Here is a 26,800-nt window from a genome sequence, read left to right on the forward strand (position 1 = left end):
TGAAAAACTCTCACCGCCCAGAATTAACCGAACCGACAAAATCCTCGTCAGTCAGGAAATAACTCCTGACTCCATTATTAATGAGTAGTAATTGCTGCATTTAAGATGCAGGAAGTTATAGATACACACTCATAGTATTTAAAGATATCTATTCACCTTCTAAATGAAGGGAATTTAGATAGCATAATACCAGGTGAACATTCTAGCATGTGTAGATTACCACACTAGAACGGGAATACATAATTATGTGCTCATAGTATTTAAAGGTATCTTTTCCCCCTCAAATGAGGAGAAAATATGAACCAGATCGCTATGAGAAAACCCTTCCAGCACAATCAATTCATGCTGAGACAGGGAACACATATACATCCGTTTTAATATATAAAGCTTTTTGTTCAGGGCACTTATCAAAAGCAAACTCAAAAATTGTTGAAAATCTGCTTTGTTAAACCCCGATATTCACTCTCAAATTAGAATTTCAAGAGCGGCCCGCGCTTGTTTTGCGCGTGGAACATAGAAAGGGGCATCCATTATATATACTTATCGCCCGTTCAATTACTTAGAAAAAAATAATAATAAGAAGAGAGTAAATGAAAGCAGGAAAGCGCAGCATTAAAATAATAACAGAAAGTTGAAAGCTGCAGAACGAATAACCTTAAAACTTGAAGAAATGATATATAAGGGATTTAAGAGTATAAAAATAAAAAACACAATAATAAATATAAATTACGTAAAATGAGGTATCAAACTGGCAGACTTAAAGAAACCTACATCCAAACCAGGCACGGAAGAAACCGTTACAAGAATACGCACACCGCGCAGGGAAAATAACGAGATCCTGGCAACTGTAGAGAGTCTCCTGGGTGCAAACCGGCTGAGGCTCCGTTGCATGGACGGGGTCGTTCGTATGGGAAGGATTCCGGGTTCAATGAAGAAAAAAACCTGGATTCGAGAGGGAGACGTTGTTATTGTCGTGCCCTGGGAGTTCCAGAACGAAAAAGCCGACGTGATTTGGAAATATACAAGGCCGCAGGTAGACTGGCTCGAGAGGAAAGGATACCTGAAAGGATAATATAGTAATGGATCAGGAAGAGAAAATAAAGCGCATCGATCGCGCTAAAGATAAGTCCCGGGCAAGGGAGAAAGACTCCGAGAGGCTAAAGGTAGAAGAAAATGTATTTGATGTCCCCACCCTTAAGATTCTTTATACCCTTTCCAACAAAGGAATAATAAAGGCTATGGGCGGAGCTATCAGTACAGGAAAGGAAGCGAATGTATTCTATGCCGACGGCCCGGATAACAAAGAACTGGCTATAAAAATTTATAGGATTGCCAGCAGCACCTTCAAGGCTATGGATGCCTATATTATGAAGGATCCTCGCTTCACAAATATTCGAAATAACAAGCGAGATATCATTTTTGCATGGACACGCAAGGAACTTCAGAACCTGAAGCGTGCGAAAAGCGCAGGAGTGCGAGTCCCGGAGCCTGTGCTTGCCGAGAAGAATATTCTTATCATGGAGTTTATGGGAGAAAAAGAGGCACCTTACCCTCTTCTCAAAAATACACCTCTTGAAGATGATGAGGCAAAGCTTATTTTTGACACGGTCGTTGGATACATGCGTCTGCTCTATAAAGAAGCAAACCTTGTACATGCCGATCTGAGCGAATACAATATCCTGATCGACCCGAATAACCTGACTCCCATATTCATTGATATGGGACAATCCGTGACCCTGGAGCATCCTAACGCCCGGGAGTTCCTCTACAGGGACGTGAAAAATATACTCAGGTTCTTCAGTCGCTATGGGATAAAGGACAAACCTGAAGAGCTACTTACAAAAATACAGGCGGAATGATATGACCCAGTATGTCAAAATCCCCAAAGAAAGAGTCGGAGTAATAATAGGTCCCAAAGGAGAAACAAAAAAGTTTATCGAGGACAAAACTACATGCCAGCTTGAGATCGACAGCGAAAGCGGAAAGATAGACGTCACCTGTGAAGAAGACCCATTGAAAGAATTCAGGGTTCTCGAAACTCTCAAAGCGATAGGAAGAGGTTTTAGTCCCGAAAAAGCTCTCGAACTCCTGGAAGATGATATGCTTATGCTTGAGGTCATCGACCTTTCTGATATTGCTACCACTCCAAAAGAGCTGCAGCGGGTAAAAGGCCGTATAATAGGAAGAAGCGGAAGAACCAGAGAGCTTGCGGAGACCCTGATAAATGTTAAGATCTCGGTATACGGAAAGACCGTATCCGTACTTGGGCACCCTGAACAAAACACTATAATCCGGACAGCTATAAGGATGCTCCTCGATGGAGCTACCCACGGGGCAGTCTACAAATTCCTGGAAAAAAAGCATCAGGAGCTTTTGCAGTCCCAGATGGACTCGGTTGACTTTTATTAAGAAATAAGAAAGCCACGCTTCAGGATATTACATCGTATTTCAAAGAATTTATGATTTTAATGAACTCTCCTGGAAACTGGCTTTCAATTTTTCTGTTATTTACGGAACTTTTTCAGCTTTGCTTGGCTCCCTAAAACCCTTTTTTCTTAACTCTGGGCCTCACCAGCCTCTTCGAGATCTTCTTCGTCCTCTTCTGATCTCTTTCCTTTACCTTCCAAGAATTTGCCCCTTCCGGGTTTTGCATTAATTGAGTCTTCAGTCCAGATTATCTCACCCCTTGATAGAGTATACTCTGGAAAAACTCCATCCATGCCTTCAAAAGGAGTCCATCCTGCTTTACTGTGCAGGAACTCAGCCTTTATATGGCGGAGGTCGCGTGGATTTACAATAACAAGATCGGCATCAAAACCTATCTCAAGCCTGCCTTTGAATTGGCGGTCCAGCCCGAAGGCTTTTGCCGGATTCCAGCTTGTGAGCAGGATCATCCGGGAAAGCGGTAGAATATTCTTTCTGACCGCGGCAAGCATAAGAGGCATAAGTGTCTCAACCCCAGGCACTCCCGAGGGAGCGACTCTTATATCGACATCTTTTTCGGATTCCAGATGCGGGGCATGATCCGAAGCTACCATGTCAATAGTACCGTCGTTAATCCCGTTTACCAGAGCTTTAATACTGTGACTTCCCCGAAGAGGCGGATTCATTTTCCCAAAAGATCTTAGCCTTTCCCAGTCTCGTGTAGACAGGAAGAGATGGTGAGGAGTGACTTCACAGGTAATGAGAGGTTCTTTATTTTCCCTTTTTGCAAGGTATTTTTCCTTTCGTATCATGCCTGTAGCCTCAAGCGTACTCATGTGGCAAAAGTGAGCCCTGATTTTCAATCTGGAAACAAGCTCCAGGGCTTTTTGAAACGCAACTGCTTCGCACGCATTTGGGCGTACCCTTGAATGATACTCATAGGAAGTATCTCCTTTTAACAGTTCTTCCAGCTCAAGACGCATCTTCTCGTCTTCGGCATGAATGGTCGCAAGCGCGCCAAGGTGTTTGATTTCAGCAAGTGCGTCTTCAAAGGTTTCCTCATTGATGTTTAGCCCGCCTGTAGATTCGGCCATGAAGATTTCCCCAAAAGCCGTGACCCCCAGCTTCCAGAGTTCTTTTAATCTCTCGACATTTCCTGTTACCCCACCATTGATCCCGAAATCAACAACAGATTTTCCCCTGGCAAGTTTAAGTTTTTGTTCGAAAGCCCGCCTGTCGGTTGTTGGAGGCATGGTATTTGGCTGGTCGATAACAGTGGTAATTCCCCCGGCAGCTGCTGCACACGAGCCCGTATACCAGTTTTCCTTTAAAGTCATCCCAGGCTCCCTGAAATGAACATGTACGTCAATCCCTGCAGGCAGGGTAAGAGCGCCTCCTGCATCTATTACGGTATCCGAGCTCGAGACCCTGAGATCTTTTCCTATTTTAGTAACTTTGCCATCCTCAATAATGATCTCGGCAGGTTGAAGCGAATTATTATAATAAATTCGTGTATTTTTGATAAAAATATCAGGCATGGGCGTCTATATGCTTATAAATGTACTTAAAACCTGTACATAAGAGAGAACAGGAAATGGTGAGAAAAGAAATCAAATAAATTTTCAGGGAAGCCCACCAAAAATATGGAAATGTTAGCCGGAAGCTAAAGGAAAGTCGGATGCGAATTCAGCACCAGGAAAGAAAAAATAGAAACGACAAAAAGAAAAGGCGAGAAAGCCATTTCAGTTCAATCTAACCTTCTCAGCCGTAGCAAGATAGACCACGCTTTCACAGATATTGCAGCAATGGTCTGCAATTCTCTCAAGGTAGCGAATCAGGAAAAGCAAATTTGTAGCCCTGGAGATAATACTCGTATCTTTTGCCATCATTTCTATCAATTCGACCCAGACTGAATAGAAGAGTTTATCGACCTCTTCATCCCTTGCTGCTGCTGCTTTTGCAAGCTCGACATCCTGGGTCTCAAAAGCCATAAGGGAATCCTTAAGCATAAGTGCGGCAATATCCGCCATTCTTTTCGTATCTACAAGCGGTTTTACATGTCCGCCTTCCATTCTGCCGGGAATTTTGGCTATATTTATTGACAATCCCACAATCCGTCGGAGATCCGCCGAGATTTTGAGAGAGGATACGATAAGCCTGAGATCGCTTGCCATGGGCTGCTGAAGGGCAAGCAGGTCAAATATGGAAGCCTCGATTTCTTCCTCGAATTTATCAACTCCCGGCTCAAGGACAAGTGTCTTTTCAGCAAGCCCGATATCGAGATCTATAACTGAAGTCATGGAGTCTCTGAAAATCAGTTCCACAATCTCTCCAAGCGAGAGTACGGACTCTTTGAGCAGATCCAGCTGCCTCAAGTATCTTTCTCGAACCATCCCAATCACCCGAACCTGCCTGTAATGTAATCTTCAGTACTCTTTTCTTGAGGATTATGGAAAATCTGCCTGGTCTGACCGAACTCAATCAGTTCCCCCATAAGGAAAAATCCGGTATAGTCTGATATCCTTGCTGCCTGTTGCATATTGTGAGTTACGATTACTATGGTATAATCTTTTTTAAGGTTCATGATCAGATCTTCAATCCTTGAAGTGGAGATTGGGTCAAGAGCGCTCGTGGGCTCGTCAAAAAGAATTGTTCGGGGTTTTACTGCCAGGGTTCTGGCAATACATAGTCTTTGCTGCTGCCCGCCACTTAGGGAGAGGGCAGGAGACTTAAGTCTGTCTGAAGTTTCCTCCCAGATCGCAGCCGAACGGAGTGCCTGTTCAACAATGCCGTCAAGGTCTTTTTTACTTGCGCCGTGTATACGCGGCCCGTACGCAACATTATCATAAATCGACATAGGAAAAGGATTGGGCTTCTGGAAAACCATGCCCACCTCCTTTCGAAGCTCAACAACATCCACATCTTGCCCGTAGATATCTCTGCCTTCTATTGAAACTTTACCTTCAATCCTGCAATTTTTAATAAGATCGTTCATCCTGTTTAAACAGCGGATGAAAGTGGATTTTCCGCAGCCTGAGGGCCCTATAAGGGCAGTTACGCTGTTTTTGGGGATCTGCATGGAAATGTTTTTAAGAGCCTGTTTCTCCCCGTACCACAGATTAAGATTCTCCACTTCTATCTGAGGTTGAGATACGTTTTGAACAGATTCAGTCATTTAGGGACCTCGTAATTGTATAAAGCTTGATAGATTATAATAAAACTCCATTCAAATTTTCAATTTATTTCTATAATGCCTGCGAATCAGAACGGCTACAAGATTCAAACCCAGTACGATGATCAACAAAACCAGGGCTGTCCCGTACTGGATAGGTCTGGTTTCTGAAACATTTGTACCGGCTGTTGAAAGCACGAAAAGGTGGTAAGGTAGCGCCATAAACTGGGAGTAGATCGAATCAGGCATCCTTGGCAGAAAGTAAACAGCCCCTGTAAAAAGGATAGGAGCGGTTTCTCCCGCAACCCTTCCTATGCTCAACACTGACCCTGTAACAACTCCGGGTATGGCAGCTGGCAATACTGCATACCTGATCGTCTGCCATTTACTGACCCCAAGTGCAAGGGATGATTCCCGATATTCATTAGGGACCGTAAGCAGGGCTTCTTCAGTAGCCCGGATGATTACCGGAAGAATCAGGAGAGCAAGCGTAAGCGAAGCCGAAAGTATGGAAGGGCCAAAACCGAAATATTTCACAAATAACGCAAGCCCGAAAAGCCCGAAGACTACTGACGGGGTTCCTGCAAGATTGTTGATTGCCATTTCGATTAGCCAGGTGGTGCGGGATTCTCCTGCATACTCGTTAAGATATATGGCAGCCATGATTCCCACAGGAAGAGCTACAAGCATGGAACCTGTGATCAGGGCTATGGTACCTACAATTGCAGGATAGATCCCACCCGCAGTCATCATCCGGTTGGGCATTTGTGTAAGGAATTCAATACTAATTGCCCCGTATCCATTTAAGATAATGTAAGCCAGGATAATAAGCACGAAACCTGTGACTGTTAACGTAGCAAGAATTAACAGAGAAAAGGCAATCTTTTCGCTTGTTTTTGGACTCAAACCCATGATTAGCTCACCTTAAACCTGTATTTCTTTTTAATTGAATCCGCAACCAGGTTAACCAGAAAGGTAATAATGAAAAGTACGGATCCGACAGCGAAGAGAGCATGAAAGTGATCACTTCCCTGAGGGACTTCCCCCATTTCAAGCGCTATTGTTGCGGTCATCGTCCTTACAGGATCAAGAAATCCTCCCGGAAAAGAAGGAATTATTGCAGCATTTCCGGTCACCATCAGAACAACCATTGTCTCTCCTATAGCCCTTCCCACACCAAGCATTACAGCTGCTGAGATTCCGGAAATAGCTGCAGGAATTATGACCTTATATATAGTCTGCCATCTTGTAGCCCCAAGCGCAAGCGAACCCTGCCTGAGAGTACCGGGAACCGAGCTTATTGCGTCTTCTGAAATGGTGACGATTGTGGGGAGTGCCATAATTCCCAGCATAATGGAACCTGTAAGCGCAGTCTGTCCCGTAGGCAGATTAAAGGTCTCCTGCATAAGAGGGACCAGCACAACAAGCCCGAAAAACCCGTAAACAACAGATGGAACGCCTGCCAGAATCTCAATAAAGGGTTTTAGAAAATCCGCAACTTTCGGATGTGCAATCTCAGAAATATATATCGCGGAAGCGACTCCCAGAGGAACTGAAAATAAAATTGCTCCGACAGTCACAAGAAGAGAGCCCAGAAATAGAGGCACAAGCCCGAATTGTTCGTTTACGGAGGTCGGGTACCAGAATTTGCCTGTGAGAAAATCCAGAAGAGACGTTTCTTTAAAAAGAAGTAAACCGTCTCTGAATAGAAATAAGCATATGAGAAAAAGGATTGCGACCGTAAGGGTGCTTATAACGAAAAGCACAGATTCGATTCCTTTTTCCTTAGAATTCCTGCTAAACATAACTTCTCCTGAAAATGTTATTTTTCAGACTTTAATTATTTATCGGGAAGTATCCTACCTCACTTATCAGGTTCTGTCCTTTCTCGCTCATCACAAAATTAATGAATTCCTTTGTGAGACCTGAAGGCTCTCCGTTTGTGTAGAAATATAGAGGCCTTGAGAGTGGGTATACACCGCTGGTAATGTTCTCAGGGCTTGGTGCCGCAGAGCCGTTCCCCCCGTCAAGGTTTAACCCTTTTACGCTTTCATCCAGGTATGCTACACCTATGTATCCGATTGCATTGGGATTTTGAGAGATCTCACCCATAATCCCTCCTGTAGCTGGCTGTGTAAGCGCATCCGGACGGAATTCATCTCCAAGCAGAACTTCCTCTTTAAAATATTCATACGTTCCTGAACTGCTGTCTCGGGAGATTGCTACAATCGGCCTATTATCCCCACCAATCTCCTTCCAGCTGGTTATGCTTCCGTTATAAATACCGCGTAATTGACCAAAGGTAAGTTCAGAAACAGGATTCTGTGGATTAACAATCACTGAGATTCCGTCATAAGCAACAGCGTGTTCTACGGGAATGATTCCGTTTACCCCGGCATTTTCCATTTCTTCATTTTTCATCTCTCTGGACGCGGTAGCGATATCCACTTCCCCGTCAATAAGCGCTGTAATTCCAACACCGGAACCACCGCCGGCTACTGTTACACTTTTACCTGGGTTCTCATTCATGAATTCTTCAGCTTCTGCCTGGGCAAGAGGCAAAACCGTATCGGAACCTTTAAGGGAAATTTCCTGTGATCCGGCTCTTCCCGAAGAGGCCTCCTTAGCAGAGTCTTTACTGTTTTCGTTTCCAGTACATCCAGCTCCCAGTAAAACAAGTCCGAGCACGAGTAATGTAAAGATTATGTGATTTTTCAAGCTGTCTACCATTTTGGGGTACTCCACCTGGAAGTGATGAGTCAGTAATCTAAATTTAACTAACCTGGTACCAGTATAATTCACAATAGAAGAGAGAAATATATAAAGATTCGCCTTATATATTATAGAGAAGTACATACGACTTAGGAAGATGGAATAAAGTAATGTAATATATATGTTCTATATAAAATATAGACAAAAAACAAAATAACCTGAAGAAAATCCGGTATAGAAGCCCAGCGGCAGGCAGGAAAGAGGTCAAACTGAGAAAACAGTCTCAAAGAATCTAAGGTCCGGGAGAGCCGGAGTAAAAAATTAGGCGGAGCTAAGTTTAGAAAAACCCAGGCTTGAAATGTTTAAAATTCAAGCTATTTTTAAAAGAAACAGGAAACCGAAAAGAGGCAGGAAACCGAAAAGAGAGCAGGTTAGAAATCGAAAAGGGAACTTTGCTCTGCACGCCCGTTCTCCTTAAATAGAGTCTGTTCCTGAGCCTTTTCGTGATTTTCTCTTTTAGAGCGGGGCTCTTCCGGTTTCTTTACTTCAGGTCTCCTGGCTTCAAAATCAAATAGCCCTTTTTGCCTGGAATCAAAATCGAGTGAAGAGAGCTGAACCCCGAAAACTTCCAGAATACGTTCTACCGGGGGAAGTATCTGCTTCTTGACATAGTAGTCCACATCTATAGGGATATTGTGCTCCCTGACATAGTCCGGGTCCTCAGCCCGATCGACAAAAAGCCCTTTTCCGGCAGTAATAACAAACGGTATCCTTGTACCTATCGAAGGCATGACACCGGTCCGTTTTTTCAGCTTCTCCGCGACTGTAAGGTGAGGCTGCTTGTTCTTGTAGCTCTCCGATTTCCGGGTAAGGGTGCGCGTAAGTACAAGGCTTTCAATAATCTCGGAGTCTTTTGCAGGGTCAAGGTTCCTGACATCGCTAACCACCTCGCGGACATGTTCTACAGCCCGGTCAACATTACCTTCTATAAGCACAAGCTCAAGAACCCTGTTGAGAGTTATTGAGGTCAGTTCGCACCAGTCCCTTCGGACCGTCTCCATGCCCTTGACCTTAATTTTATCCTCCCAGCCTGAATTCCTGGGCTCAAAGAGCCAGAGAGCATAACGTTTTTTTGCGATCAGGAGAGCACGTTTCGCAACGGACTCGAATTCAAGTTCCATTGGGTCAGGCAGGGAGGCAGAAACAATATCCGAAAGCCTGTTACCTACAAGGCTAACCTCCTCAAGCGAAAGGTCTCCGTGGGATTGACAGTGGACAAAGACGCTATCCGTATCTCCATAGGCAACCGACAGCTCAACTACCCTATCCTGGGAAGAGAGTTCTCCGGCTTCTTCAAGAAGTAAAGCCGCTTCATTCCTGAGAACGATTTTTCCTATAGTGTTGTTGATAATCTCCCGGGTGTTCAGGATATTGCTTCTTCCGAAACTGGTTACGGCATTGGCAAGCGTCAGGCTGTAAAGTCTTGCCCGTGCATACCCGGAGTAACCATAGAAACTATTTAGCAAAATTTTAACGGCAAGTTGAGTAGCATCAAGTACTCTGTATTCATTTTCGTCCGAAGCCTGCCTCATCCTTTTCTTTGTCTGCGTCCTCTGATTAAGCAAATCTTCAAGGATAGAAGGCACAATGCCTTTGTAAACTTCGGGAGGCACGAATTCCCCTCCCGACGGAGGCCTGATAGTCACCCCGTCGGGCCTGTCGCCTGTAACTACAGTAGTATAGCACAGGTTATGTGCCATCATTATAGTTGGATAAAGGGACTTGTAGTCAAGAATGAGAACATTTTTCAGAAGGCCTTTTTTGGGTTCCAGGACTTCTCCGCCTTTAAGATCGGAACTCATTTCATATCGCTCAGCTGAAACCCCGTCATCGGGCTTGGGGAGGAGCACCCGGTCGCGGAACCCGAACTCTCTGAGAAGCAGGGTTTCAACCATCGAAGTCTGGCCACCATCAACAATTTCCTGAAGCAGGCTTCCGCTTACCTGGGCAAGAGCGATATACTTGTCAAGGAGCCTCAGATTAAGGATAAGTTCGAGAGCCAGTTCGGCATCTCTGCGTGAATAATCGACAAATTTTTTGAATTTCTCCCCTGTATCGAGCCAGTATTCTTCCATTTCAAGTGGGGGGACGTCCAGCTTTTCACGGCTTAAAAGTTCCTTTGAGACCGCACGCAGAGTGTACTGCTTGAGACTGAAAGCTCTCCTTACAAGAGGAAGCGCATCAACAACCACACGGCCTTTCATTTCGGTACGGGTGAGAAGCCCGAATCGTCTGTAGCCGATTTTGCTGCCGTCCCGGCCGACAACAGGGTTTATTGATTTCCCCTGTGCAACCAGAGCCCGGACTCTGTCCGTTATGTAGGGAATATCGAAATCCTGATGGTTATATCCCACTACAAGGTCTGGGTCGTATTCGCAGAAGATTTCGAAAAACCGGTTTAACATCTCAGTTTCGTCTTTGCAGGGAAGAACATCGGAATTTAGATCTTTCGCAGGTCTTGCCAGAAGCACAAGAGTTTTATGCCCTCTGTATTCTGGCTCGAAAGAGAAGCTGATCATTACTATAGGTGAAACGTCCGGGGAAGGCATTCCCCCGTCAAGAGGCAAGCACTCTATGTCAAAAGAAAGATACTTAAGAGGAGCAATGGTAAGATTCTCAACTCTTTTAAACCCGGATGCAAGGATTGAATAATCACATGCGTAGTTTTCGCAACGAGAACTGCCTGAGCTGCTTCCCCGGAAATATCTTGCAGGATCAACTGCGTCTCCTTCTGCAGATAACCAGACCATACCTCCGAGGTTTCTGTCAATTAAAAAACGATTTCTGAAGAGAATGTCAGTCTCATAGACTTCCCATTTGCCCTCAGCTCTCATTACTTCCTGGAGTTTCAGAATATCGTCCCTGATCTCGGGCACATCTCTTGGCAGGTGAGTAGTGACCCTGAGCATCTTTATTTTTGTTTTCTGATACCCAATAGGTTCGAATTTCTCGACAATTTCGACTTTTTGAACTTGCGCAAAAGTATCTTTGATAAGCCTGGCTACGGCGTGAAGGTCTCCAGAAGCCTTGAGATAAAAATAAGGCTGAAAATCAGGTACAAAACAGCAAACACTCTTCCCGTCCGCTCCCCTGCCGAAGAGGCGGATGACGGGGTTGCTGTCATTAATAACTTCATAATCTGCATCCAAGATCTGGAAATCCATAGGCATGGTTTACGGTTTTAGATAGACATATAGCTTTTGTTGTATTTTGAAAAGAAAAGACTTAAAACATGCTCTGAATTCTCTCAACGTTGAAGAAGCAGGACAGAGGCTCAAAAAGGATGAAGGGATAAAAGGAAAGAAAAAAGAGATAATAGAGTGAAAAGGTTTCAGGAACTAGTAATTGTATGTAAATACCTTTATTCCTGTACCTGAACGTCCATTGCCTCTCAACTTCAGACCTGCTTAATATTCATATTGATTGCAACTTCCGCGATATCAGCACTGTACTCCGAAACCCTTCTGAGGCTTTCCAGAATCATGCTTAGTTCAATGTTACCGGGACCGTCGCAACTCTGCGGCTCAAGAGAAACCCCGAACTGGGAGACTCTCTTGGCTTCTACAACGATTTTGTTAATAGCCTGCAAGTCTTCTTCGGTCATTGAGTCTATTGAGCTTCCGAAAACCTTACGTGAGAGTTCAGCCATCTCGAAGATAGGGTTATCCGCACCGACCCCGGATTCCATTTTAAGGACGTTTCTGGATATTCTTACCGCATGGTCTCCTACACGCTCAATGCATTTTGTAATAAGCCTGTATCCCAGGCACTCTCTGGGGTGCCTGATCCCGATCTTATCAGAGAGCTCGATATCCTCAATTGAAGCTTTAAGCTGGCGGACGGCAAGAAGATAAAAGCGGTCCACATCGTCATCTCTCTGGATAACATCTTCGGCAATTTCCACATTGTGATCCCTGAGGGCAGACATGGAATCTTCAAGCATGGAAAGTACAAGTCCGTACATGTTTTTGATTACCCGCCCAAGCGGCAGGTCATTGTAATTAAGGAGGCACTGGAAGACCAGCTCATTTCGGGATTCTTCCACAAGTTCAAGCCCAATCAGCTTCTGGCGCACGGAATCCTTGATGAACTTGCGGTCATAAGCACTGAAACCCTTTTTGGTGGTCAGCCTGATGACATCATAACCCACAAGATAATGGGAAATAAGAATTCGGAGATTATTTTCGGCGCTGTCGGAGTGAATATAATCAATCGTTGCCTTAAGAGCAGAATGATCTTTTGAGACCACACTTGAAGAAACCAGCAGGGTTCTATTAGGCATGGGTGTGAGAGTGAGGGTATCCCCGGCTTCAAGCCCTATATCCCTGACCCATTTTATAGGGAGGGATACAATATAAGTAGAATTTCCGGTAAACTGAACTTTTCTTTTATCCTTGGTAATAAATAAACCCCCTGAGGGTATTCTAATTAATCTTTAGAGAACTATATAGAGTAAAGTAATATATAAAGGTATCCTGAAAATAGGACGCTAAAGTGAGAAATAAAACCTGACAATCCGGTCTAAGTATGGTATATAGGATCAGTGCTGAATCGTATAAAAACATAGAGTTGCACTAAAAATCCCATACGAATCAGGCATGAACCAGACATATCAAAAATCAGCACTTATATAAAACTTTTTTGCGGTTAACACAAGCAGATACAGTAAAAAAACATGTAGATATTCAGGTTGACAGTTCTCCAGTAGATAAATCAAAACTAATTAGTCTGGATGGAAAATGCGAAGATCGGAATAAAGTATAAAAAAGCCACCTGAAAAAGCAGATTTAATCCGTAGAACATCGTTAATAAGATTGGCCTGAATTCATAGCATAATTAAAGAAGGAAAAGTAGTAATAAAATAAAAAGAACTTATTAAGAGAAAATCAGGCTTCAATTGCAGATTATATTTTATATTTTTTCATACAGGAGGCTTCCCGGTCTCTACTCTGTTCATATAGCCCCTTTTGAACTCAATGTATTCTTGAGCAAGTTCTTCTGCTTTTTCCTGGCTCAGGACATTTCGAGCTCTTTCAAAAATCTTACTTTCCTCTTCTTCTACGTGATGATCTATGCTCTGTTTCAGTTCGTTGAGTTTAGCAATCCATTCTTCATTTCTCTCGTCCATACCTTCTATTTCAGCGATAAGAGCTTTTGCTTCATTATGTTCTTTGTAAGCACGACTGATAAGCTCACGTAACCCTTCTTCCCCCTCAAGGACCGGATAGAAGAGTTTCTCTTCCCCCATCATATGAGGATCAGTTTTAAGCCTTATTTTAGTAAAAGATACTTTTGAACCATCGCTCAACGCCTGGCGCAAAAGGTCAGCTACCTGATCGTGCTCTGCTTCCAGAATTTCATAAATTGTTTCCATAATTTCCCCCTCATTTAGTATGAGAAAGTAGTTAGACAGCCGTATAAATAGGTAACCTGTATATCTAATTTATAAAAACAGTAGCAATAGTAACTATGAGTTTAATCTATTATTAATACAGCTTCTGCTTTTAGTGCACTGATAGAAATAAAATTAGAGAAATTGAGTTTCAGAAGTTAAATTCCGGTAGTTTTCAGAAAGAACGATATATTTTTAGAGCCTGAATTGTTATGCAAGAGATTCTCCAGCTTCGATTTTTTCTCTGTAACTGGTTTTAAACTCAAGGTACTTCCGAGCAAGTTCTTCTGCCTTTTGCTGTCCCAGAATATTTCTGGATACTTCAAACACCTTACTCTCTTCATCCTGCACATGATGCATTATAGCTTCTTTTAGCTCATTGAGTCTGGTAGTCCAATCCTCACTATTCTCGTCCATGCCCTCAAGTTCGTACATCAGGGCTCTTGCTTCGTTATGTTCTATATGCGCCTTACGAGCGGCGTCACTTGATTCTTCTTTCTCCTCAAGCAGCGGATAGTAAAGTTTCTCTTCCCCTGCCATGTGAGGCTCGATTTCAGCTTTTATTCTAAAAAGGGCTTCTTTTGAAATGCTGCCAGAAGTTTCTTCAAACATGCCAAGTACAATCTTATGTTCCTTGCTTAAAATATCATAAATCGTCTCCATAGTTCCCCCATTTAGATCTAAAAAATTTGCCCTCACGATTACGCAAATAAGTGTATAATGGAAAAAGAGAATAAAGAGAGCCGGTCAAGTAGAAGTCAGATCCTGATACCGGTAGTCTCTTCGTTTACTTTTTATTTGTTAGGGCATTGGATGCTCTTGTTTAAAAGTCTTTGAGAAATCAAGGTACTGCTGACCAATCTGCTGTGCTTTGTCGTTGCTCAGGACTCTTTGAGCCTCTGGGAATACCTTGTTTTCCTCTTCTTCTACATGGTGACTTACAGTTTCATCCAGTTCCTTAAGCTTGGAAGTCCAGTTTGAACTGCCGGCATCCATACTTTCCAGTTCTGAAGAAATTGATTTTATCTCGTTGTGTTCTTCGTAGGCATGGCTGACAAGCTCGCGTAACTCTGATTTCTCCTCAAGCTTAGGATAGAAGAGTTTCTCCTCCCCCATCAGATGAGGCTCGGTTTTAGCCTTGATTTTAAAGAAGGTTTCTTTTGAACCATCACGCATTGCCTGCTGGATAAGATCAGCTACTTGCCTGTGTTCTGCTTTCAGTATATCGTAAATTGTTTCCATAATTTCCCCCCTCATTTGAGGTATAATAAAGAGTTATTTTTACAAAAATATAAATATATAACTACAGGGCCTAATTTATAAGAAAAGTAAAATCAAAAAGCATGGATTAAATTCTCTTTTACCACTCTCATGAAATCTATTGGAAAAAGTAAATGGTTCAAAAATTTTATACCTCTTCAGACAATACCCAGATCTCGCCTTCACAGTCAGGAAAGGTATCGCCTTTTTCCAGCCAGATAGTCTCACCCGTTTTGTAGCACGAGTGATAGCCTGGAACTTCAACTTTCGTGCCTGCTTCGTGAGGTTCCCATTCGTCGATCATGTCTTCGGAGATTGTGGGTAAACCCGGTTTTTGTTTCCCGGCGCGGTATTCGAATACGCTCAGGCTTCCATCCCTTTCAAGATAAGCAACCTCAACTTCCCCCAGACTTCGGATCCCCTGGTTCCTCAGTAAAAGAAAAATATCATCCTGAGTGGGGGTATGTTTCTGAAGTTCCTTTGAGTCAAGAATCCCTTCGGATATTAATTTTACAGGACTGCCTTCAGTCAGATCCTCATACCAGGCAAATCGATTTCCCAAAGCGTTCTGTATTTTATAGAGTACCGTAATGGTTGCGATTCCGAAAACCGACCATAAGATAGCGACATCGGGATAAATGATAGGGTCCCCCAAAGCCGCCCCAAGGGCAATAATGAGCAAAAGGTCAAAAGAGGTTAACTGATGAATTGCCCTTCTTCCTAAGAAACGCATAAAGATAAGTGCAAAAACAAACATAAGAGCTGACCTGACAATTATTTCAAGCAGGAAATGCCAGGGAGCATCGGCTATAAGAATCCTTGTTATATCGAAAACTTCTATGGAAGATTCTGCCATATCAGTTAATAAAGGCATAAAAGAGCTTAAAAGTTCTCATTTATACAATTAAATCACTATTGGAGCTTTTTTATGATAGAAAAAAGGAGGATTATTCAAATCCTCTTTTATAAAAACTTATTAATCGAAATTTTTGCAGAATCTAAATTCGCACCTGTACGTTATTCATATCTGCCATACTTTTCCGCTGCATCTATCATCGCCATTAGCTTTACAGGCTGTGCATTTACAGGGAATTCGCATCCAGGAGAAAGAATATACCCTGATGGAGATTTTATACCCTCTTCGATGTTCTGCCTGCATATTTCCAGAAGTTCTTCATATGAACTGGTAAGGAAAAGTGTAGGATTGATATTACCACAGATAACGTCATGTTCTCCGAAAGCCTTCACCTGATCTTTGACAGGAGTTTCCGGTCCGAAAAGCCAGAAATATTTTCCTGACCAGTTCAGTTCTTCCCTTAATTTTCTATAATATGGAAGGTTCAGATTCTGATTTGCACATGGGTGCATGAGCATAGCCTGTATTCCCAGTTCTTTTGCATGGGTGTGAACCTTTTTCATATATGGGTATGCAAACTCCTCAAACATCTGCGGCGGAATCATATTATTTGATTCGGACGGTCCTCCGTCGAAAGGAAGCAGGCTTTCTGAGCCATACTTGTCAGCAAAATAGTCTAAAGCATTAATAAACATGTCACTTACTTTGTCAAGTAAGAGATGAACTGCTTCGGGTTCCATAATGAGCCATGTTAAAAACTCAGATGTATCTGCAACAACAGACGCTGCAGTAAAATTACTGCCTGTTTGTACAGTAACCGGCATTCCGAGTTCAAAGCACCTGGCTGCAACCCTGTCTGCGATCTTATATGCGCCGGGCAATTCCCTTTTAAAATCCGGGACTTCAAGTTTTTCGATGTCTCCCACGGTTTTCACAGGATGCTCGGTTACATAAGGCGCACCCTGCCCTTTCCTGTAGGGAAACCCGATCTTTCCACCAAATTCCCATGCTCCACAGGATGCATATCCATACATTGGAGTCTGTTCATAACCGTGAAGCCGCATGGATGCGAACTGCGCCTCAAAACATTTATCCCCATCAGCATAAAAATCTCCAAGTGATATGCCTGTAATTGTTGAGGAATATCCCTCTACAAATGGGATTACCGGAATACGGTCAGGTTTTTGACCTGATATAACAGCTGCCATACGTTCGGATGATGTCATTCGTAATGTCATAGTATTATCCCCTGCTATATTTCTTTAAAGTATGTAACTTAAGTCATAAATATATACCGAAAAGTAATAATCCAAACAAAAAATATCAGATATTGCCGTACGATTTCGATCTTATGGATTACATAGTAAGTCGAAAAGAGTAATCTCAGTCCAGAGAACCCGGTAAGCAATTCTAAAAAATTGGCTTTGTAGAAATCAAAGTTCTGGAAAAATAAAACTCTGGAAATCAAAGTTCTAAAGGAAATTAAAATCAGAGAAATCAAGTAAAAATAATTAGACATTAGCCTATGCAAAAAGTTAAATTACAAAAGAAAAGCTTGAAATAATGGAAGAGAGCCTGATTAGTGCCGGAATGTTAATCTTTTTTGGTTTACTGAGATCATGACAAAGAAAAAATAGGATATCTGCGTCTGGTCAAAAAATAAAAAGCCTGTGTTTTGAAGCTGTTTAAAGAATAAAGAGGCGCAAGCATTTGCAAGTTGATGAAAAACATAAAATAAGGTTCTATGGTCTACGTGAGTGTTCTCAGATAAGAGAATATATCACCCAGAGATTTGATGCCGAATCCTCAAAGATCAACTCGATTGCCATTCTAATTGGTCTTCTTACAGGTCTGGTAATAGGCGTATATGAGTGTGCCCTGGAGTACTTCAATTCTCTTTTCGGAATGCAGCGAGGGTTTTCTGTACACGAGTTTCCATATTACTATGTAATCTTCGTGCCCGCTATAGGAGGGCTGATTGTCGGGATTATCGCGCATTTTTTAATAAAAAAGCGTTATGGTGTTGACGGACTTATAGAGACCGTGACCCTTCGAGGCGCACACCTGAATCTTCGTGACTCTTTTCTTGAGGTCTTTGCGTCAATAATCACCATCAGTTCAGGCGGTTCCCTGGGGAAAGAGGCTCCAGGGGTTCTTGCAGGGGCAGGAATGGGAACTATTGCAGGACGAGTTTTAAAGAGTCCGGAAAAGCAGCTTAAGGTCCTTCTTGGTTGTGGGGCAGCCGGTGGAATAGCTGCAGCATTTAATGCTCCGCTTGCAGGTGTGGTTTTTGTTGTAGAAGTTATTTACGGAGAACTTGAGACAAGCATCTTCATTCCTTTAGTTATTTCTTCAGTATTTGCAACCGTTGTTTCCAGTACTGTTTTTGGAGTAGCAACGCTTGAGATTCCTTCCTACCTGCTGGTCAGCCCCTATAAAGAACTTGCACTTTATCTAATCCTCGGGCTTCTTGCAGGCATAGTTTCAACGGTATTTGCTCGAACTCTTTACTTTACAAAAGACATTTTTTCGAAAATACCTCTCCATCCCGTTTTTAAGCCTGCCCTGGGCGGGCTTGCAGTAGGTTTAATTGGCTTTTTTTACCCTCGGGTTCTGGGGTTGGGTTATGGTGTAATTACGGATGCTATTAGCAATCAGTTTACCTTCAAGCTCATGGTAATTCTGCTTTTCCTGAAAATTTTCGCATTTTCCCTGAGCCTTGGTTCAGGAGGGGCAGGAGGGTCGATTGTTCCCTCTCTTTTTGTGGGCGCAATGCTCGGAGGGGCGTTCGGAACGGCTGCAAACTTCTTTTTCCCGGGAACGATTGCAGAATCCGGAGCTTACGCTTTGGTTGGGATGGGTGCAGTCTTTGCCGGAACAGCAAGAGCTCCTTTGACTGCTATTCTCATACTTTTTGAAATTACAAGAGATTACAACATGATTCTTCCGCTCATGTTCGCCTGCGTTCTTAGCAATATGATGTCAAACGCTCTATACCCTGAGTCCATTTTTACAGAGAGCCTCCGAAGGAAAGGGTTCAAAATCCGTAAAGGAAGAGAAGTTGATATAATGAGCTCTATGTACGTTAGAGATTCCATGATTACAGATGTTCAGACGGTTTCTGAAGAGAAAAGTATCGAAACACTAACCGCCCTCATGCAGGGAAGCCGGCACGTGGGTTTTCCCGTACTTGATTCTAGAGGCAAACTTTCAGGCATAGTAACCCTCTCAGACCTCCGAAGTAAAGTTAAGTCAGGACAAACTAATAAAAATATACGGGATATCGCTACCAGACATCTGGAGGTTGCCTACCCTGATGAAACCCTGGATGCCGTCCTCAAACGATTTGCCTCAAAGCAAATAGGCAGGCTCCCTGTTGTAGACAGAGAGGATAAAACCAGACTTCTCGGCATTATCACCCGGAGTGATATCGTAAACTCATATAACAAAAAAGTCGTTGAGAAAGTCCGGGACACAGCCTGACAAGAGGAGTCTGCAATCCCGGAGGTTGAATTTAAAGCTTTGAAGTTATTCGTGAGTTTAGTCAACTTAAGATTTTGAATTCCGTAGCCGGACGATGTTTCTTTCCAATTTTATTATTTGTTTATACTTATCCTGTTTTGGAAACCCGAAACTTCCGGTTCCATCTCCACCGAGCAAGAAACTAAAATGACTATCAGCAGGTTTGCAAGATCTCCTGTCATTTACAATGATACTATTGTATGGAAGGACAGGCAGCCGAAGGGTGAGTATAGCGAAACTTTCGATATTTATAATTGTAATCCTAACTTAAAACGCCTTTAGCTATTGAGTCTTCGGAATCAGGGATGTCAGAGGAAACGGGAATAGTGAAGATTTTAGATCGTCAAAAAACGATTCTTATTTCCATTTATAAGAGATTCAGAACTGTTTTCATAATTAGAAAGAATATGCAGTACTAGAGGAAAAACAAGTAAAAGAGGAAAAACAAGTAAAAAACATTTCAAAATGGAAATAAGTAAGGAAAGATAAAAGAATTTCAAATAAAAAAAAGTGCCCGGAGCGTGACTCGAACACGCGACCTCCAGATATCTCAGGAGATTAAAGACGCCTCATATAATTGTCCCTATGAGTCTGGCGCCCCAACCGACTAGGCTATCCGGGCTTGCAACACACAAATGAACAAAGTTATATTAAAAGCTAACGATCAAAAGATGCAAAAATGGTGCCTCTGTATGATTATTTTTTATAAGATGAGAGTCTGAGAATAAGAGAAATGGATATTTCACGGGTCAGAGCACATTAAAGGAATCAGTGAACACGTTATGTCAGAGCTGACATAATAGGGTAATATATATTAAAACAAATTAATGGGATATAGCTATATAGCAGAAATATATATAATAAGAAAGAAATATAATAGCTTTCAGACTGATTTTTAAAAACAGGGAAAGCAGAAAATCGCACCCGGCAGGGGCTTCGACCCAGAGATATCATGTGAGATATCTTCCTTAAAGCCTGAAACAAATAATTCTGAATAAATATATAAACCAGAATTGTAATGAATTATCACATCAGGCTTCCAGTTAAAGAAATTAAAAGGGCACTTTCCATATAAGCACCCCCTTAAAACTTAGAGGCTCAAAAAGTCAAACTGTATTAACAGATGTATTAACAGAATTGCTTTCTGCCTCATGGAAAATTAAACTTTACAGATTAAACTTTACAGTTAGCTTCCATATTTCATTCATTCATTCATTCATTCTTATTTATTAATCCCTAAATTTTTAAACCAGACCCTTTAAAACAGCCAGCGAAGCCGGAATAAATATAATCCTGAGAAAGGGCATATCCATTTTACGGTTTGAAGGCTGTTAGAAAGAGGAAACCCAATACTGACACTGAGATTTCACAACAAAGATTTAGCTTATTTAAATACCTGGATCAGAACCCAGATGAGGAAATCCGATGAAAATAAAAGCAAATCTCATATCCGGAAGGACCGCCGACCAGGGCGCACATCTGGAAGCAAAGACACATAAGGGTTATTTTGATGCGTGTGCTTACTGCGAACTCAGTCCCGCTGACCTTGAGAGGCTGGGAGCCTCCGAGGGAAGCAGCCTGAAGGTTACCACCGAGTTTGGGGACGTGGTGGTCTTTGCAAAGGCAAATGAAGGAAACCCTGACGGCCTTGCCTTTATCCCTATGGGACCCTGGGCAAACGCGGTGCTGAGCCCTGACACCCACGGCTGCGGAATGCCGGGATTCAAAGGCGTCCCTGCAGAAATTGAAGTCACGGATGAAAAACCTCTGGACATGAAGTCCCTGATGAAAAAGTACAGGGAAGCCTGAAGTCTGGCGGAGCGAGAAATTTAGATTTCCAGTTAAACCCGGGAAACCTGAAGAATTCGGAGGAAAAAATATGCCAGTAGTTAAGGACGCAGTGTGTTCGCTTTGCGGCTCGCTCTGCGACGATATCACAGTCACAGTTGAAGATAACAAAATCACAAAAATCGAAAACGCCTGTATTCTCGGACACAGCAAGTTCGTAGGTATGCTCGAGCACGACCGGATAGAAACTCCCATGATCAGGAAGGATGGGGAGCTTGTCCCGGTTTCCTATGAAGAGGCGATTGAAGCTGCCGCAAAAATTCTGGTAAATTCCAGAAGGACTCTTTCTTACGGCTGGTGCTCTACCTCCTGTGAAACCGTCAGCGGGGCTATCCAGCTCGCCGAAGAAACGGGTTCAGTTATTGACTCAACAGCAAATGTCTGCCACGGGCCAACAGCGCTTGCAGCCCAGGAGAAAGGAGCCCCGTCAGCCACTCTTGGGGAAATAAAGAACAGGGCAGACGTAATTATATTCTGGGGCTGCAACCCTGTGCATGCTCATCCAAGACACATGGTCCGTTACTCAAGCTTTTCAAAGGGGCTCTTTACCGAGAAAGGACGGAAAGGCAGGAAAATGATAGTTGTCGATGTCAGGAAAACTGATACTGCAAAACTGGCTGACAGCTATGTAGAGATCGAACAGGGCTCGGACCTGCTCCTGGTCACTGCCCTTCGTTCAATTGTAAACGGGCACGAAGACGTAATTCCGGAGACTGTCGCAGGCGTTCCCAAGGCTGAAGTGATTGCACTTGCAGAAACCCTGAAAAACGCAAAGTTCGTCTGCATCTTCTTCGGCATGGGAGTCACACAATCCCGTTCCAAATACAAGAACGGAGATGCTATGTCCTCTCTAATTTCAGACCTTAACCAGCACACAAAAGCTGTTATGATAGGAATGCGTGGGCACTATAATGTTACCGGTTTCGGACAGGTGGCAACCTGGGAAACAGGTTTCCCTATGGCAATCGACTTTGCCAGAGGATATCCATACTATAATCCGGGAGAGACCGGGGCAAACGATCTTCTTGTACGCGAAGAGCCGGACGCTGCAATTATAGCTGCAGCTGATGCAGGGGCTCATTTCCCTCAGAAAGCAGTCAGACATCTTGCAAGAATCCCTGTAATTCAAATTGACCCATACCCGAACCCAACAACTGAAATTGCAGATGTAGTCTTCCCTGCAGCCGTTGTGGGAATAGAAGCCGAGGGAACGGCTTACCGTATGGACGCAATTTCTCTACGCATGAAGAAACTGATTGAATCAAAATTCAAGACCGACGAAGAAATCGTAAAAGACCTGACTGCAAAAATCAGGGAACTTAAGAGAGGTGCATGAAGATGTCGGAAATCCTGATTAAAAACGCAAACGTCTGCGACCCTGCACAGGGAATTAACTGCGAGACCATGGACATCTGCATAAAAGATGGCAAGATTGTAGAGAGCGTTTCCGCAAACGCAAAAGTCATCGATGCCGAGGGCAGGCTCACAATGGCAGGAGGCTTTGACGGGCATACCCACAGCGCAGGCAAGATTAATGTAGGACGTTTCATTAACCCGAACGATGCAAGGAAGAATCTTGTACCCGGACTCTCCGGCCAGGTCGCACGTACTGAAAAGACGAGAGCGCAGGTAGGCTACAATACTCCAAACACCTATGCAATCGGGTACAGGTACGCAAAACTCGGGTACACAACTATCTGTGAAGCTGCCATCCCCCTGCTTGCTGCAAGGCACACCCATGAGGAATTCAAAGAAATTCCAATCCTGGACAAGATGGGGCTTTCCCTTTTCGGAAGCAACTGGCAGGTTATGGAATACATCCGGGATAAGGAGCCTGAGAAGCTGGCAGCATATGTTGCCTGGGGTCTTAGAGCTTCGAGAGGCTATGGAGTAAAAATCGTAAACCCTGGAGGAGGAGAAGCCTGGGGATGGGGAAAGAACGTGAGCGGGCTCTACGATCCGGTCCCGAACTTTGACGTAACCCCGGCTGAAATCTTGATGGGTCTTGCAGAAGTTAATGAGCGCCTGCAGCTTCCCCACTCAGTACATGTGCACTGTAATAACCTCGGAAAACCAGGAAATTATGCAACTACCATAGAAACTATGAAGCTCTTCGAGAAGGTTAAGCCGAGCAGGGACAGGCAGGCTCTCCACGTGACTCACGTGCAGTTTAACGCCTATGCAGGCACCTCCTGGAGGGATTTTGAGACCGGAGCTCCTATGGTTGCAGATTATGTGAACGGGGCAGACCATATGACTTTCGACCTCGGACAGGTTATCTTCGGACCTGCAGTAACCATGACCGCAGACGGACCTGTGGAATATGCAAATGCAAGAATGCTGCACGAGAAGTGGAGCAACCAGGATATTGAACTGGAAGACGCATCCGGTGTTGTGCCATTGTTCTACTCTCCAAAAAGCTTTGTAAACGCCGTGCAGTGGGCGATCGGACTCGAACTTGCCCTGCTCGTGAAGGATCCCTGGAAGATTATGTTTACAACCGACAGCCCGAATGGCGGTTCTTTTGTGAATTATCCTGAAGCCTTTACTTACCTGATGAGTGCAAAAAGAAGGGAAGAAGTTATTTCCGGCTTTTCCAAAATGGCGCTTGACAGGATGGTACTGCCTGGAATCGATAGGGAACTGGACTTTTACGAGCTTGCCGTCATGACCAGGAGCACACAGTCGAAGATGTACAGCAGGCCCGAAAAAGGAAACCTTAAAGCAGGCTCAGACGCCGATATTGCAATATATGATATCCTGCCTGGTCAGATTGACCCCTCAATAGAGTATGCAAAGGTTAAGAAAGCTTTCTCAGGTGCTGCATACACGCTGAAAGACGGAGAGATTGTCGTAAAGAACGGAGAGATCGAAGCCACTCCTAAAGGTAAGATCTACTGGGTAAACGCAAAAGTTCCCTCAGCCATCGACAGCGCAATGCAGAAAGATATAGATGTCAAATTCAAAAAATACTACACCGTGAGCAAAGCCAACTATATGGTTGAAGATATGTACCTCCAGAAGCCTGTTGAAATCGCCACGGAAGGGGTGTTCTAAATGCAGGTTGTAAGACTTTCCCTCAAAGAAGCCAATAAAATCCCAATCGAAGCCGATGACATAAATCCTGACAACTTTGCAGGCAAGACTGAAGAAGAGATTAAGGCGATTCAGGTCTGGTATGGAAACAGCCAGTACCCTCTCGGCGAGTTTTTTAATGTAAAGATCGAGGGAAGCGACTCCGTAGAAAACACAAAGATAGTTTTCGAAGGTGATGTCTCAAGAGTAAAACGCATCGGGCAGAACATGAGTGCAGGAGAGATCGAGATCAACGGCAACGTGGATATGCACTGCGGTTTCAATATGCGAGGCGGAAAGATTGTAATCAATGGCGATGCTGACAGCTGGCTCGGCTGTGAGATGGCAGGCGGAGAAATCATACTCAACGGAAATGCCTCTTACTATGTAGGGTCAGGTTACAGGGGAGAATCCTGCGGCATGCGCGGAGGAAAAATTACTATCAATGGCAATGCCAGAGACTACCTCGGTGAGCATATGTGCGGAGGAGAAATCCTCGTAAAAGGCAATGTAGGACTTCTTCCTGCAATTTCAAATAATGGCGGGAAAATTGTAATTGAAGGCAATGCTACGATGCCTGCAAGCGAAATGAAGAATGGTACCGTCATTATCAAAGGCGAGACCTCCGATCTTCTGCCATCCTATAAAGAAGAAGGAACAGAAGAAGTCGAAGGAGTTACCTACCGGAAGTTCGTTGGCGATGTCAATGTCGGTGGAAAAGGGGTACTGCTGATAAAGTAAAAATAGTATCTCTGAGCGGATGGTATCTTAGACCTGGAGTCAATAAAATCCTTATAAAGGATTAAGTCGGCGGATAAGATCATAAAAGGGATTAATTCCCAAAAGACCCTTTATCTTATCCGTTTCTTATCCGTCATATTAGATCTTAAAAGTATAATTACTGGAATTGTCTGTTTTAAATCGAGATTAAACTTTGACTTTTTTGTTTTCTTAAAAGATTGGGTTTATGTACTACCTTCGAGATGATTTTTTAAGAAGATTTGCAGTAATGTGCCAATCATTTTAACGAATTTGCATCAGATTTCATGAGCCTTGGTTCTTTATATCCGCACGATGAAGAAGATCTGAAAATGGGATAAGAAGCTCGGCAAGGAATGCGAAAAATTAGCTGTAAAAAAAGGATATAATAAGGGTAGAAAGATGTTACCCTCTCGTTAAATGTATCAATATCCTGTTGCTTCGGCTAACTGCCGGACCTGAGTACTGTCAGCAGTATTTCCAAAAACTACCAGCACATAGTTTTCGTTGTCCCAGATATAGGAGTACCTTGGGACAGGGTTTCCTCCGGATATAATGTAATCAGTTATTCGGACAGCAGAGTGTCCATTAAAGGATTCTTCCACAAAGCGAGATTCATTCTGTAAAGGCAGGAAGGAGGATTTATATGCATCTATCAGGTTATTTGCAGCCCCGGAATCCTCAAGCTCGATTACATCCAGATAGAAGTCAGACCCGTTGTATTTGTACATCCCTTCGGATCCACCCACGATTCCGGAAACATTCTCTGCGTTATAGTCATTTTTGATATCAGTTTCATCAAGAGGAAGAGATCCAACATATTCAAAACCTGCAGGAAGGTTTTCAAGCTCGCTAATATCAGTCGCAGTATCATCAGGGCTTATGCTTGCTCCCGGATTATCCGGCTCTGTTCCGTTATCAACTGCTGGGTTATCGTCACCGATGCAACCTGAAAAAGCGATCATCAAAACCGCAAACACAGAAATTAATGCTATACTTTTTTTCATAAATCTTCACCTTGATCTGTAAAAACCCTGAAAAAACCCGATGGCTTATAGAATCAGGATTTCAGATTTAAAAGAATCGCCAGAACTAAGAAATCCGTAAATAAAAAGTTATCCTCAAGAAAAAAACCAAAAAAGAATTGAAAGAAAGAAGGGTTAAGAAAACCCTTCAATCAGAAAATTTAGTTGTTCCTCCTGACGAGGTAGACAACTGCAAGGAGTCCGGCAAGTCCGAGGACAACTCCGAAACCAGGAGCCTGGCCGTCATCTTCTGCAGGAGTATCATCTTCGGTTGGTTCCTCTTCTGCAGGGGTCTCTCCCGGAGTATCGGTTACATTGTCGTCGTCAACAGTTTCATTGTCGTCAACAACGGTTTCATTGTCGTCAACAACGGTTTCATTGTCGTCAACAACGGTTTCATTGTCGTCAACAGCGGTTTCATTGTCACTGACAGTTCTCTCAACGAATGGGTAGTATCTGAGCTGGTTGGCTGGGGTGTCTGCAATCTTGAAGAACATACCCTCAGCGATTTCCTCTTCAGAGTCTCTGGTCAGAGTGAAGGAGTCTTCATTGCTGATCACGAGGCTGTCTCCCTGGATGGAAACATCGTTGAGTTCACCGAATTCATCGTCAGATTCAATGGTCATTGCGTTTGCGTAGTCAATGAGCCAGAGACCTTCGATCTGGGCAATGCTGTCGACTGCGCCCTGGAAGAC

Annotated in this window: 23 protein-coding genes and 1 tRNA gene; 8 read left to right on the top strand and 16 right to left on the bottom strand. The window is 43.4% G+C overall.

Translation table 11 applies throughout. The features are described from left to right. Nucleotides 1-742: 742 nt before the first annotated feature. The 3 genes from eif1A to EQO05_RS14415 are packed head-to-tail and all read left to right on the top strand — an operon-like array spanning nucleotide 743 to nucleotide 2,409. Complete coding sequence (gene eif1A / locus EQO05_RS14405; RefSeq protein WP_128507683.1) at nucleotides 743-1,072, top strand: translation initiation factor eIF-1A; 330 nt, start codon at nucleotides 743-745, stop codon at nucleotides 1,070-1,072. Between the two features lies 1 nt (nucleotide 1,073). Continuing rightward, a complete protein-coding gene (locus EQO05_RS14410) occupies nucleotides 1,074-1,859 on the top strand; it encodes a serine protein kinase RIO (protein ID WP_128507685.1) in 786 nt (261 codons plus the stop codon). A 1-nt stretch (nucleotide 1,860) separates the two neighbouring features. Then, a complete protein-coding gene (locus EQO05_RS14415; RefSeq protein WP_128507687.1) occupies nucleotides 1,861-2,409 on the top strand; it encodes a KH domain-containing protein in 549 nt (182 codons plus the stop codon). Nucleotides 2,410-2,555: 146 nt separating this feature from the next. On the opposite strand, the gene EQO05_RS14420 is transcribed toward EQO05_RS14415, so the two are convergent. From EQO05_RS14420 to EQO05_RS14480, 13 genes are all read right to left on the bottom strand, one after another. Further along, entirely contained in the window at nucleotides 2,556-3,962 is a 1,407-nt protein-coding gene (locus EQO05_RS14420) for a dihydroorotase (RefSeq protein ID WP_128507689.1), read from the bottom strand. 204 nt (nucleotides 3,963-4,166) lie between these two features. Beyond that, on the bottom strand, nucleotides 4,167-4,817 hold the full coding sequence (gene phoU / locus EQO05_RS14425) for a phosphate signaling complex protein PhoU (RefSeq protein ID WP_128507691.1): 651 nt from the start codon (nucleotides 4,815-4,817) through the stop codon (nucleotides 4,167-4,169). A gap of 5 nt (nucleotides 4,818-4,822) precedes the next feature. Beyond that, nucleotides 4,823-5,599 (bottom strand): phosphate ABC transporter ATP-binding protein PstB, encoded by a 777-nt coding sequence (gene pstB / locus EQO05_RS14430; RefSeq protein WP_128507693.1) that lies wholly within the window; start codon nucleotides 5,597-5,599, stop codon nucleotides 4,823-4,825. 51 nt (nucleotides 5,600-5,650) lie between these two features. Further along, nucleotides 5,651-6,508: a phosphate ABC transporter permease PstA gene (gene pstA, locus EQO05_RS14435; protein ID WP_128507695.1), complete on the bottom strand. Its 858-nt coding sequence runs from the start codon at nucleotides 6,506-6,508 to the stop codon at nucleotides 5,651-5,653. A 2-nt stretch (nucleotides 6,509-6,510) separates the two neighbouring features. Further along, on the bottom strand, nucleotides 6,511-7,401 hold the full coding sequence (gene pstC / locus EQO05_RS14440) for a phosphate ABC transporter permease subunit PstC (RefSeq protein ID WP_128507697.1): 891 nt from the start codon (nucleotides 7,399-7,401) through the stop codon (nucleotides 6,511-6,513). A gap of 31 nt (nucleotides 7,402-7,432) precedes the next feature. After that, complete coding sequence (locus EQO05_RS14445) at nucleotides 7,433-8,326, bottom strand: PstS family phosphate ABC transporter substrate-binding protein (protein ID WP_128507698.1); 894 nt, start codon at nucleotides 8,324-8,326, stop codon at nucleotides 7,433-7,435. 413 nt (nucleotides 8,327-8,739) lie between these two features. Continuing rightward, on the bottom strand, nucleotides 8,740-11,538 hold the full coding sequence (locus tag EQO05_RS14450; protein ID WP_128507700.1) for a DNA-directed DNA polymerase: 2,799 nt from the start codon (nucleotides 11,536-11,538) through the stop codon (nucleotides 8,740-8,742). Nucleotides 11,539-11,765: 227 nt separating this feature from the next. Then, nucleotides 11,766-12,770: a phosphate uptake regulator PhoU gene (locus EQO05_RS14455; protein ID WP_128507702.1), complete on the bottom strand. Its 1,005-nt coding sequence runs from the start codon at nucleotides 12,768-12,770 to the stop codon at nucleotides 11,766-11,768. A gap of 519 nt (nucleotides 12,771-13,289) precedes the next feature. Further along, entirely contained in the window at nucleotides 13,290-13,742 is a 453-nt protein-coding gene (locus tag EQO05_RS14460) for a hemerythrin domain-containing protein (RefSeq protein WP_128507704.1), read from the bottom strand. A gap of 228 nt (nucleotides 13,743-13,970) precedes the next feature. Then, nucleotides 13,971-14,423, bottom strand: coding sequence for a hemerythrin domain-containing protein (locus EQO05_RS14465; RefSeq protein ID WP_128507706.1), 453 nt, complete (start codon nucleotides 14,421-14,423; stop codon nucleotides 13,971-13,973). A gap of 138 nt (nucleotides 14,424-14,561) precedes the next feature. Further along, nucleotides 14,562-15,002, bottom strand: coding sequence for a hemerythrin domain-containing protein (locus EQO05_RS14470; RefSeq protein WP_128507708.1), 441 nt, complete (start codon nucleotides 15,000-15,002; stop codon nucleotides 14,562-14,564). A 166-nt stretch (nucleotides 15,003-15,168) separates the two neighbouring features. Then, a complete protein-coding gene (locus EQO05_RS14475) occupies nucleotides 15,169-15,894 on the bottom strand; it encodes a DUF421 domain-containing protein (RefSeq protein WP_128507710.1) in 726 nt (241 codons plus the stop codon). A gap of 143 nt (nucleotides 15,895-16,037) precedes the next feature. Continuing rightward, nucleotides 16,038-17,114, bottom strand: coding sequence for a uroporphyrinogen decarboxylase family protein (locus EQO05_RS14480; protein WP_128507712.1), 1,077 nt, complete (start codon nucleotides 17,112-17,114; stop codon nucleotides 16,038-16,040). A 472-nt stretch (nucleotides 17,115-17,586) separates the two neighbouring features. On the opposite strand from EQO05_RS14480, the gene EQO05_RS14485 reads away from it, so the two are divergent. After that, nucleotides 17,587-19,359, top strand: a complete 1,773-nt coding sequence (locus EQO05_RS14485; RefSeq protein ID WP_128507714.1) for a chloride channel protein — start codon at nucleotides 17,587-17,589, stop codon at nucleotides 19,357-19,359. A 550-nt stretch (nucleotides 19,360-19,909) separates the two neighbouring features. Here EQO05_RS14485 and EQO05_RS14490 read toward each other — a convergent pair. Beyond that, nucleotides 19,910-20,020 (bottom strand) — tRNA-Met (locus EQO05_RS14490). 803 nt (nucleotides 20,021-20,823) lie between these two features. Between EQO05_RS14490 and EQO05_RS14495 the strand changes: the two genes are divergently transcribed. From EQO05_RS14495 to EQO05_RS14510, 4 genes are all read left to right on the top strand, one after another. Then, a complete protein-coding gene (locus EQO05_RS14495) occupies nucleotides 20,824-21,207 on the top strand; it encodes a molybdopterin dinucleotide binding domain-containing protein (protein ID WP_128507716.1) in 384 nt (127 codons plus the stop codon). Nucleotides 21,208-21,277: 70 nt separating this feature from the next. After that, nucleotides 21,278-22,582 carry a formylmethanofuran dehydrogenase subunit B gene (locus tag EQO05_RS14500; protein WP_128507718.1) on the top strand — a complete coding sequence of 435 codons (1,305 nt, stop codon included), beginning with the start codon at nucleotides 21,278-21,280 and terminating at the stop codon, nucleotides 22,580-22,582. Further along, nucleotides 22,579-24,303 carry a formylmethanofuran dehydrogenase subunit A gene (locus EQO05_RS14505; protein WP_240664760.1) on the top strand — a complete coding sequence of 575 codons (1,725 nt, stop codon included), beginning with the start codon at nucleotides 22,579-22,581 and terminating at the stop codon, nucleotides 24,301-24,303. Before EQO05_RS14500 ends, EQO05_RS14505 begins: the two co-directional genes overlap by 4 nt. After that, nucleotides 24,304-25,062 (top strand): formylmethanofuran dehydrogenase subunit C, encoded by a 759-nt coding sequence (locus EQO05_RS14510; protein WP_128507720.1) that lies wholly within the window; start codon nucleotides 24,304-24,306, stop codon nucleotides 25,060-25,062. Between the two features lie 443 nt (nucleotides 25,063-25,505). Here the strand turns inward: EQO05_RS14510 and EQO05_RS14515 are convergent, their stop codons facing one another. After that, the gene (locus EQO05_RS14515) at nucleotides 25,506-26,087 is read right to left on the bottom strand and encodes a hypothetical protein (protein WP_128507722.1); all 582 of its coding nucleotides are present in this window, start codon (nucleotides 26,085-26,087) and stop codon (nucleotides 25,506-25,508) included. Nucleotides 26,088-26,266: 179 nt separating this feature from the next. After that, the coding region (locus EQO05_RS14520) for an S-layer protein domain-containing protein (protein WP_128507724.1) at nucleotides 26,267-26,800 on the bottom strand (534 nt) is incomplete at its 5' end.

Origin of the sequence: Methanosarcina sp. MSH10X1 (assembly GCF_004099695.1) — an archaeon.
Lineage (GTDB): Archaea > Halobacteriota > Methanosarcinia > Methanosarcinales > Methanosarcinaceae > Methanosarcina.

What these genes read in the sequence shown, in the direction of transcription:
- EQO05_RS14445 (WP_128507698.1), bottom strand. Translation starts at nt 8,326, where the DNA reads ATGGTAGACAGCTTGAAAAATCACATAATCTTTACATTACTCGTGCTC.
- EQO05_RS14505 (WP_240664760.1), top strand. Translation starts at nt 22,579, where the DNA reads ATGAAGATGTCGGAAATCCTGATTAAAAACGCAAACGTCTGCGACCCT.
- EQO05_RS14450 (WP_128507700.1), bottom strand. Translation starts at nt 11,538, where the DNA reads ATGCCTATGGATTTCCAGATCTTGGATGCAGATTATGAAGTTATTAAT.
- EQO05_RS14415 (WP_128507687.1), top strand. Translation starts at nt 1,861, where the DNA reads ATGACCCAGTATGTCAAAATCCCCAAAGAAAGAGTCGGAGTAATAATA.
- pstC (WP_128507697.1), bottom strand. Translation starts at nt 7,401, where the DNA reads ATGTTTAGCAGGAATTCTAAGGAAAAAGGAATCGAATCTGTGCTTTTC.
- EQO05_RS14480 (WP_128507712.1), bottom strand. Translation starts at nt 17,114, where the DNA reads ATGACATTACGAATGACATCATCCGAACGTATGGCAGCTGTTATATCA.
- EQO05_RS14470 (WP_128507708.1), bottom strand. Translation starts at nt 15,002, where the DNA reads ATGGAAACAATTTACGATATACTGAAAGCAGAACACAGGCAAGTAGCT.
- phoU (WP_128507691.1), bottom strand. Translation starts at nt 4,817, where the DNA reads ATGGTTCGAGAAAGATACTTGAGGCAGCTGGATCTGCTCAAAGAGTCC.
- pstA (WP_128507695.1), bottom strand. Translation starts at nt 6,508, where the DNA reads ATGGGTTTGAGTCCAAAAACAAGCGAAAAGATTGCCTTTTCTCTGTTA.
- EQO05_RS14420 (WP_128507689.1), bottom strand. Translation starts at nt 3,962, where the DNA reads ATGCCTGATATTTTTATCAAAAATACACGAATTTATTATAATAATTCG.
- pstB (WP_128507693.1), bottom strand. Translation starts at nt 5,599, where the DNA reads ATGACTGAATCTGTTCAAAACGTATCTCAACCTCAGATAGAAGTGGAG.
- EQO05_RS14500 (WP_128507718.1), top strand. Translation starts at nt 21,278, where the DNA reads ATGCCAGTAGTTAAGGACGCAGTGTGTTCGCTTTGCGGCTCGCTCTGC.
- EQO05_RS14515 (WP_128507722.1), bottom strand. Translation starts at nt 26,087, where the DNA reads ATGAAAAAAAGTATAGCATTAATTTCTGTGTTTGCGGTTTTGATGATC.
- EQO05_RS14465 (WP_128507706.1), bottom strand. Translation starts at nt 14,423, where the DNA reads ATGGAGACGATTTATGATATTTTAAGCAAGGAACATAAGATTGTACTT.
- EQO05_RS14495 (WP_128507716.1), top strand. Translation starts at nt 20,824, where the DNA reads ATGAAAATAAAAGCAAATCTCATATCCGGAAGGACCGCCGACCAGGGC.
- EQO05_RS14460 (WP_128507704.1), bottom strand. Translation starts at nt 13,742, where the DNA reads ATGGAAACAATTTATGAAATTCTGGAAGCAGAGCACGATCAGGTAGCT.
- EQO05_RS14510 (WP_128507720.1), top strand. Translation starts at nt 24,304, where the DNA reads ATGCAGGTTGTAAGACTTTCCCTCAAAGAAGCCAATAAAATCCCAATC.
- EQO05_RS14475 (WP_128507710.1), bottom strand. Translation starts at nt 15,894, where the DNA reads ATGCCTTTATTAACTGATATGGCAGAATCTTCCATAGAAGTTTTCGAT.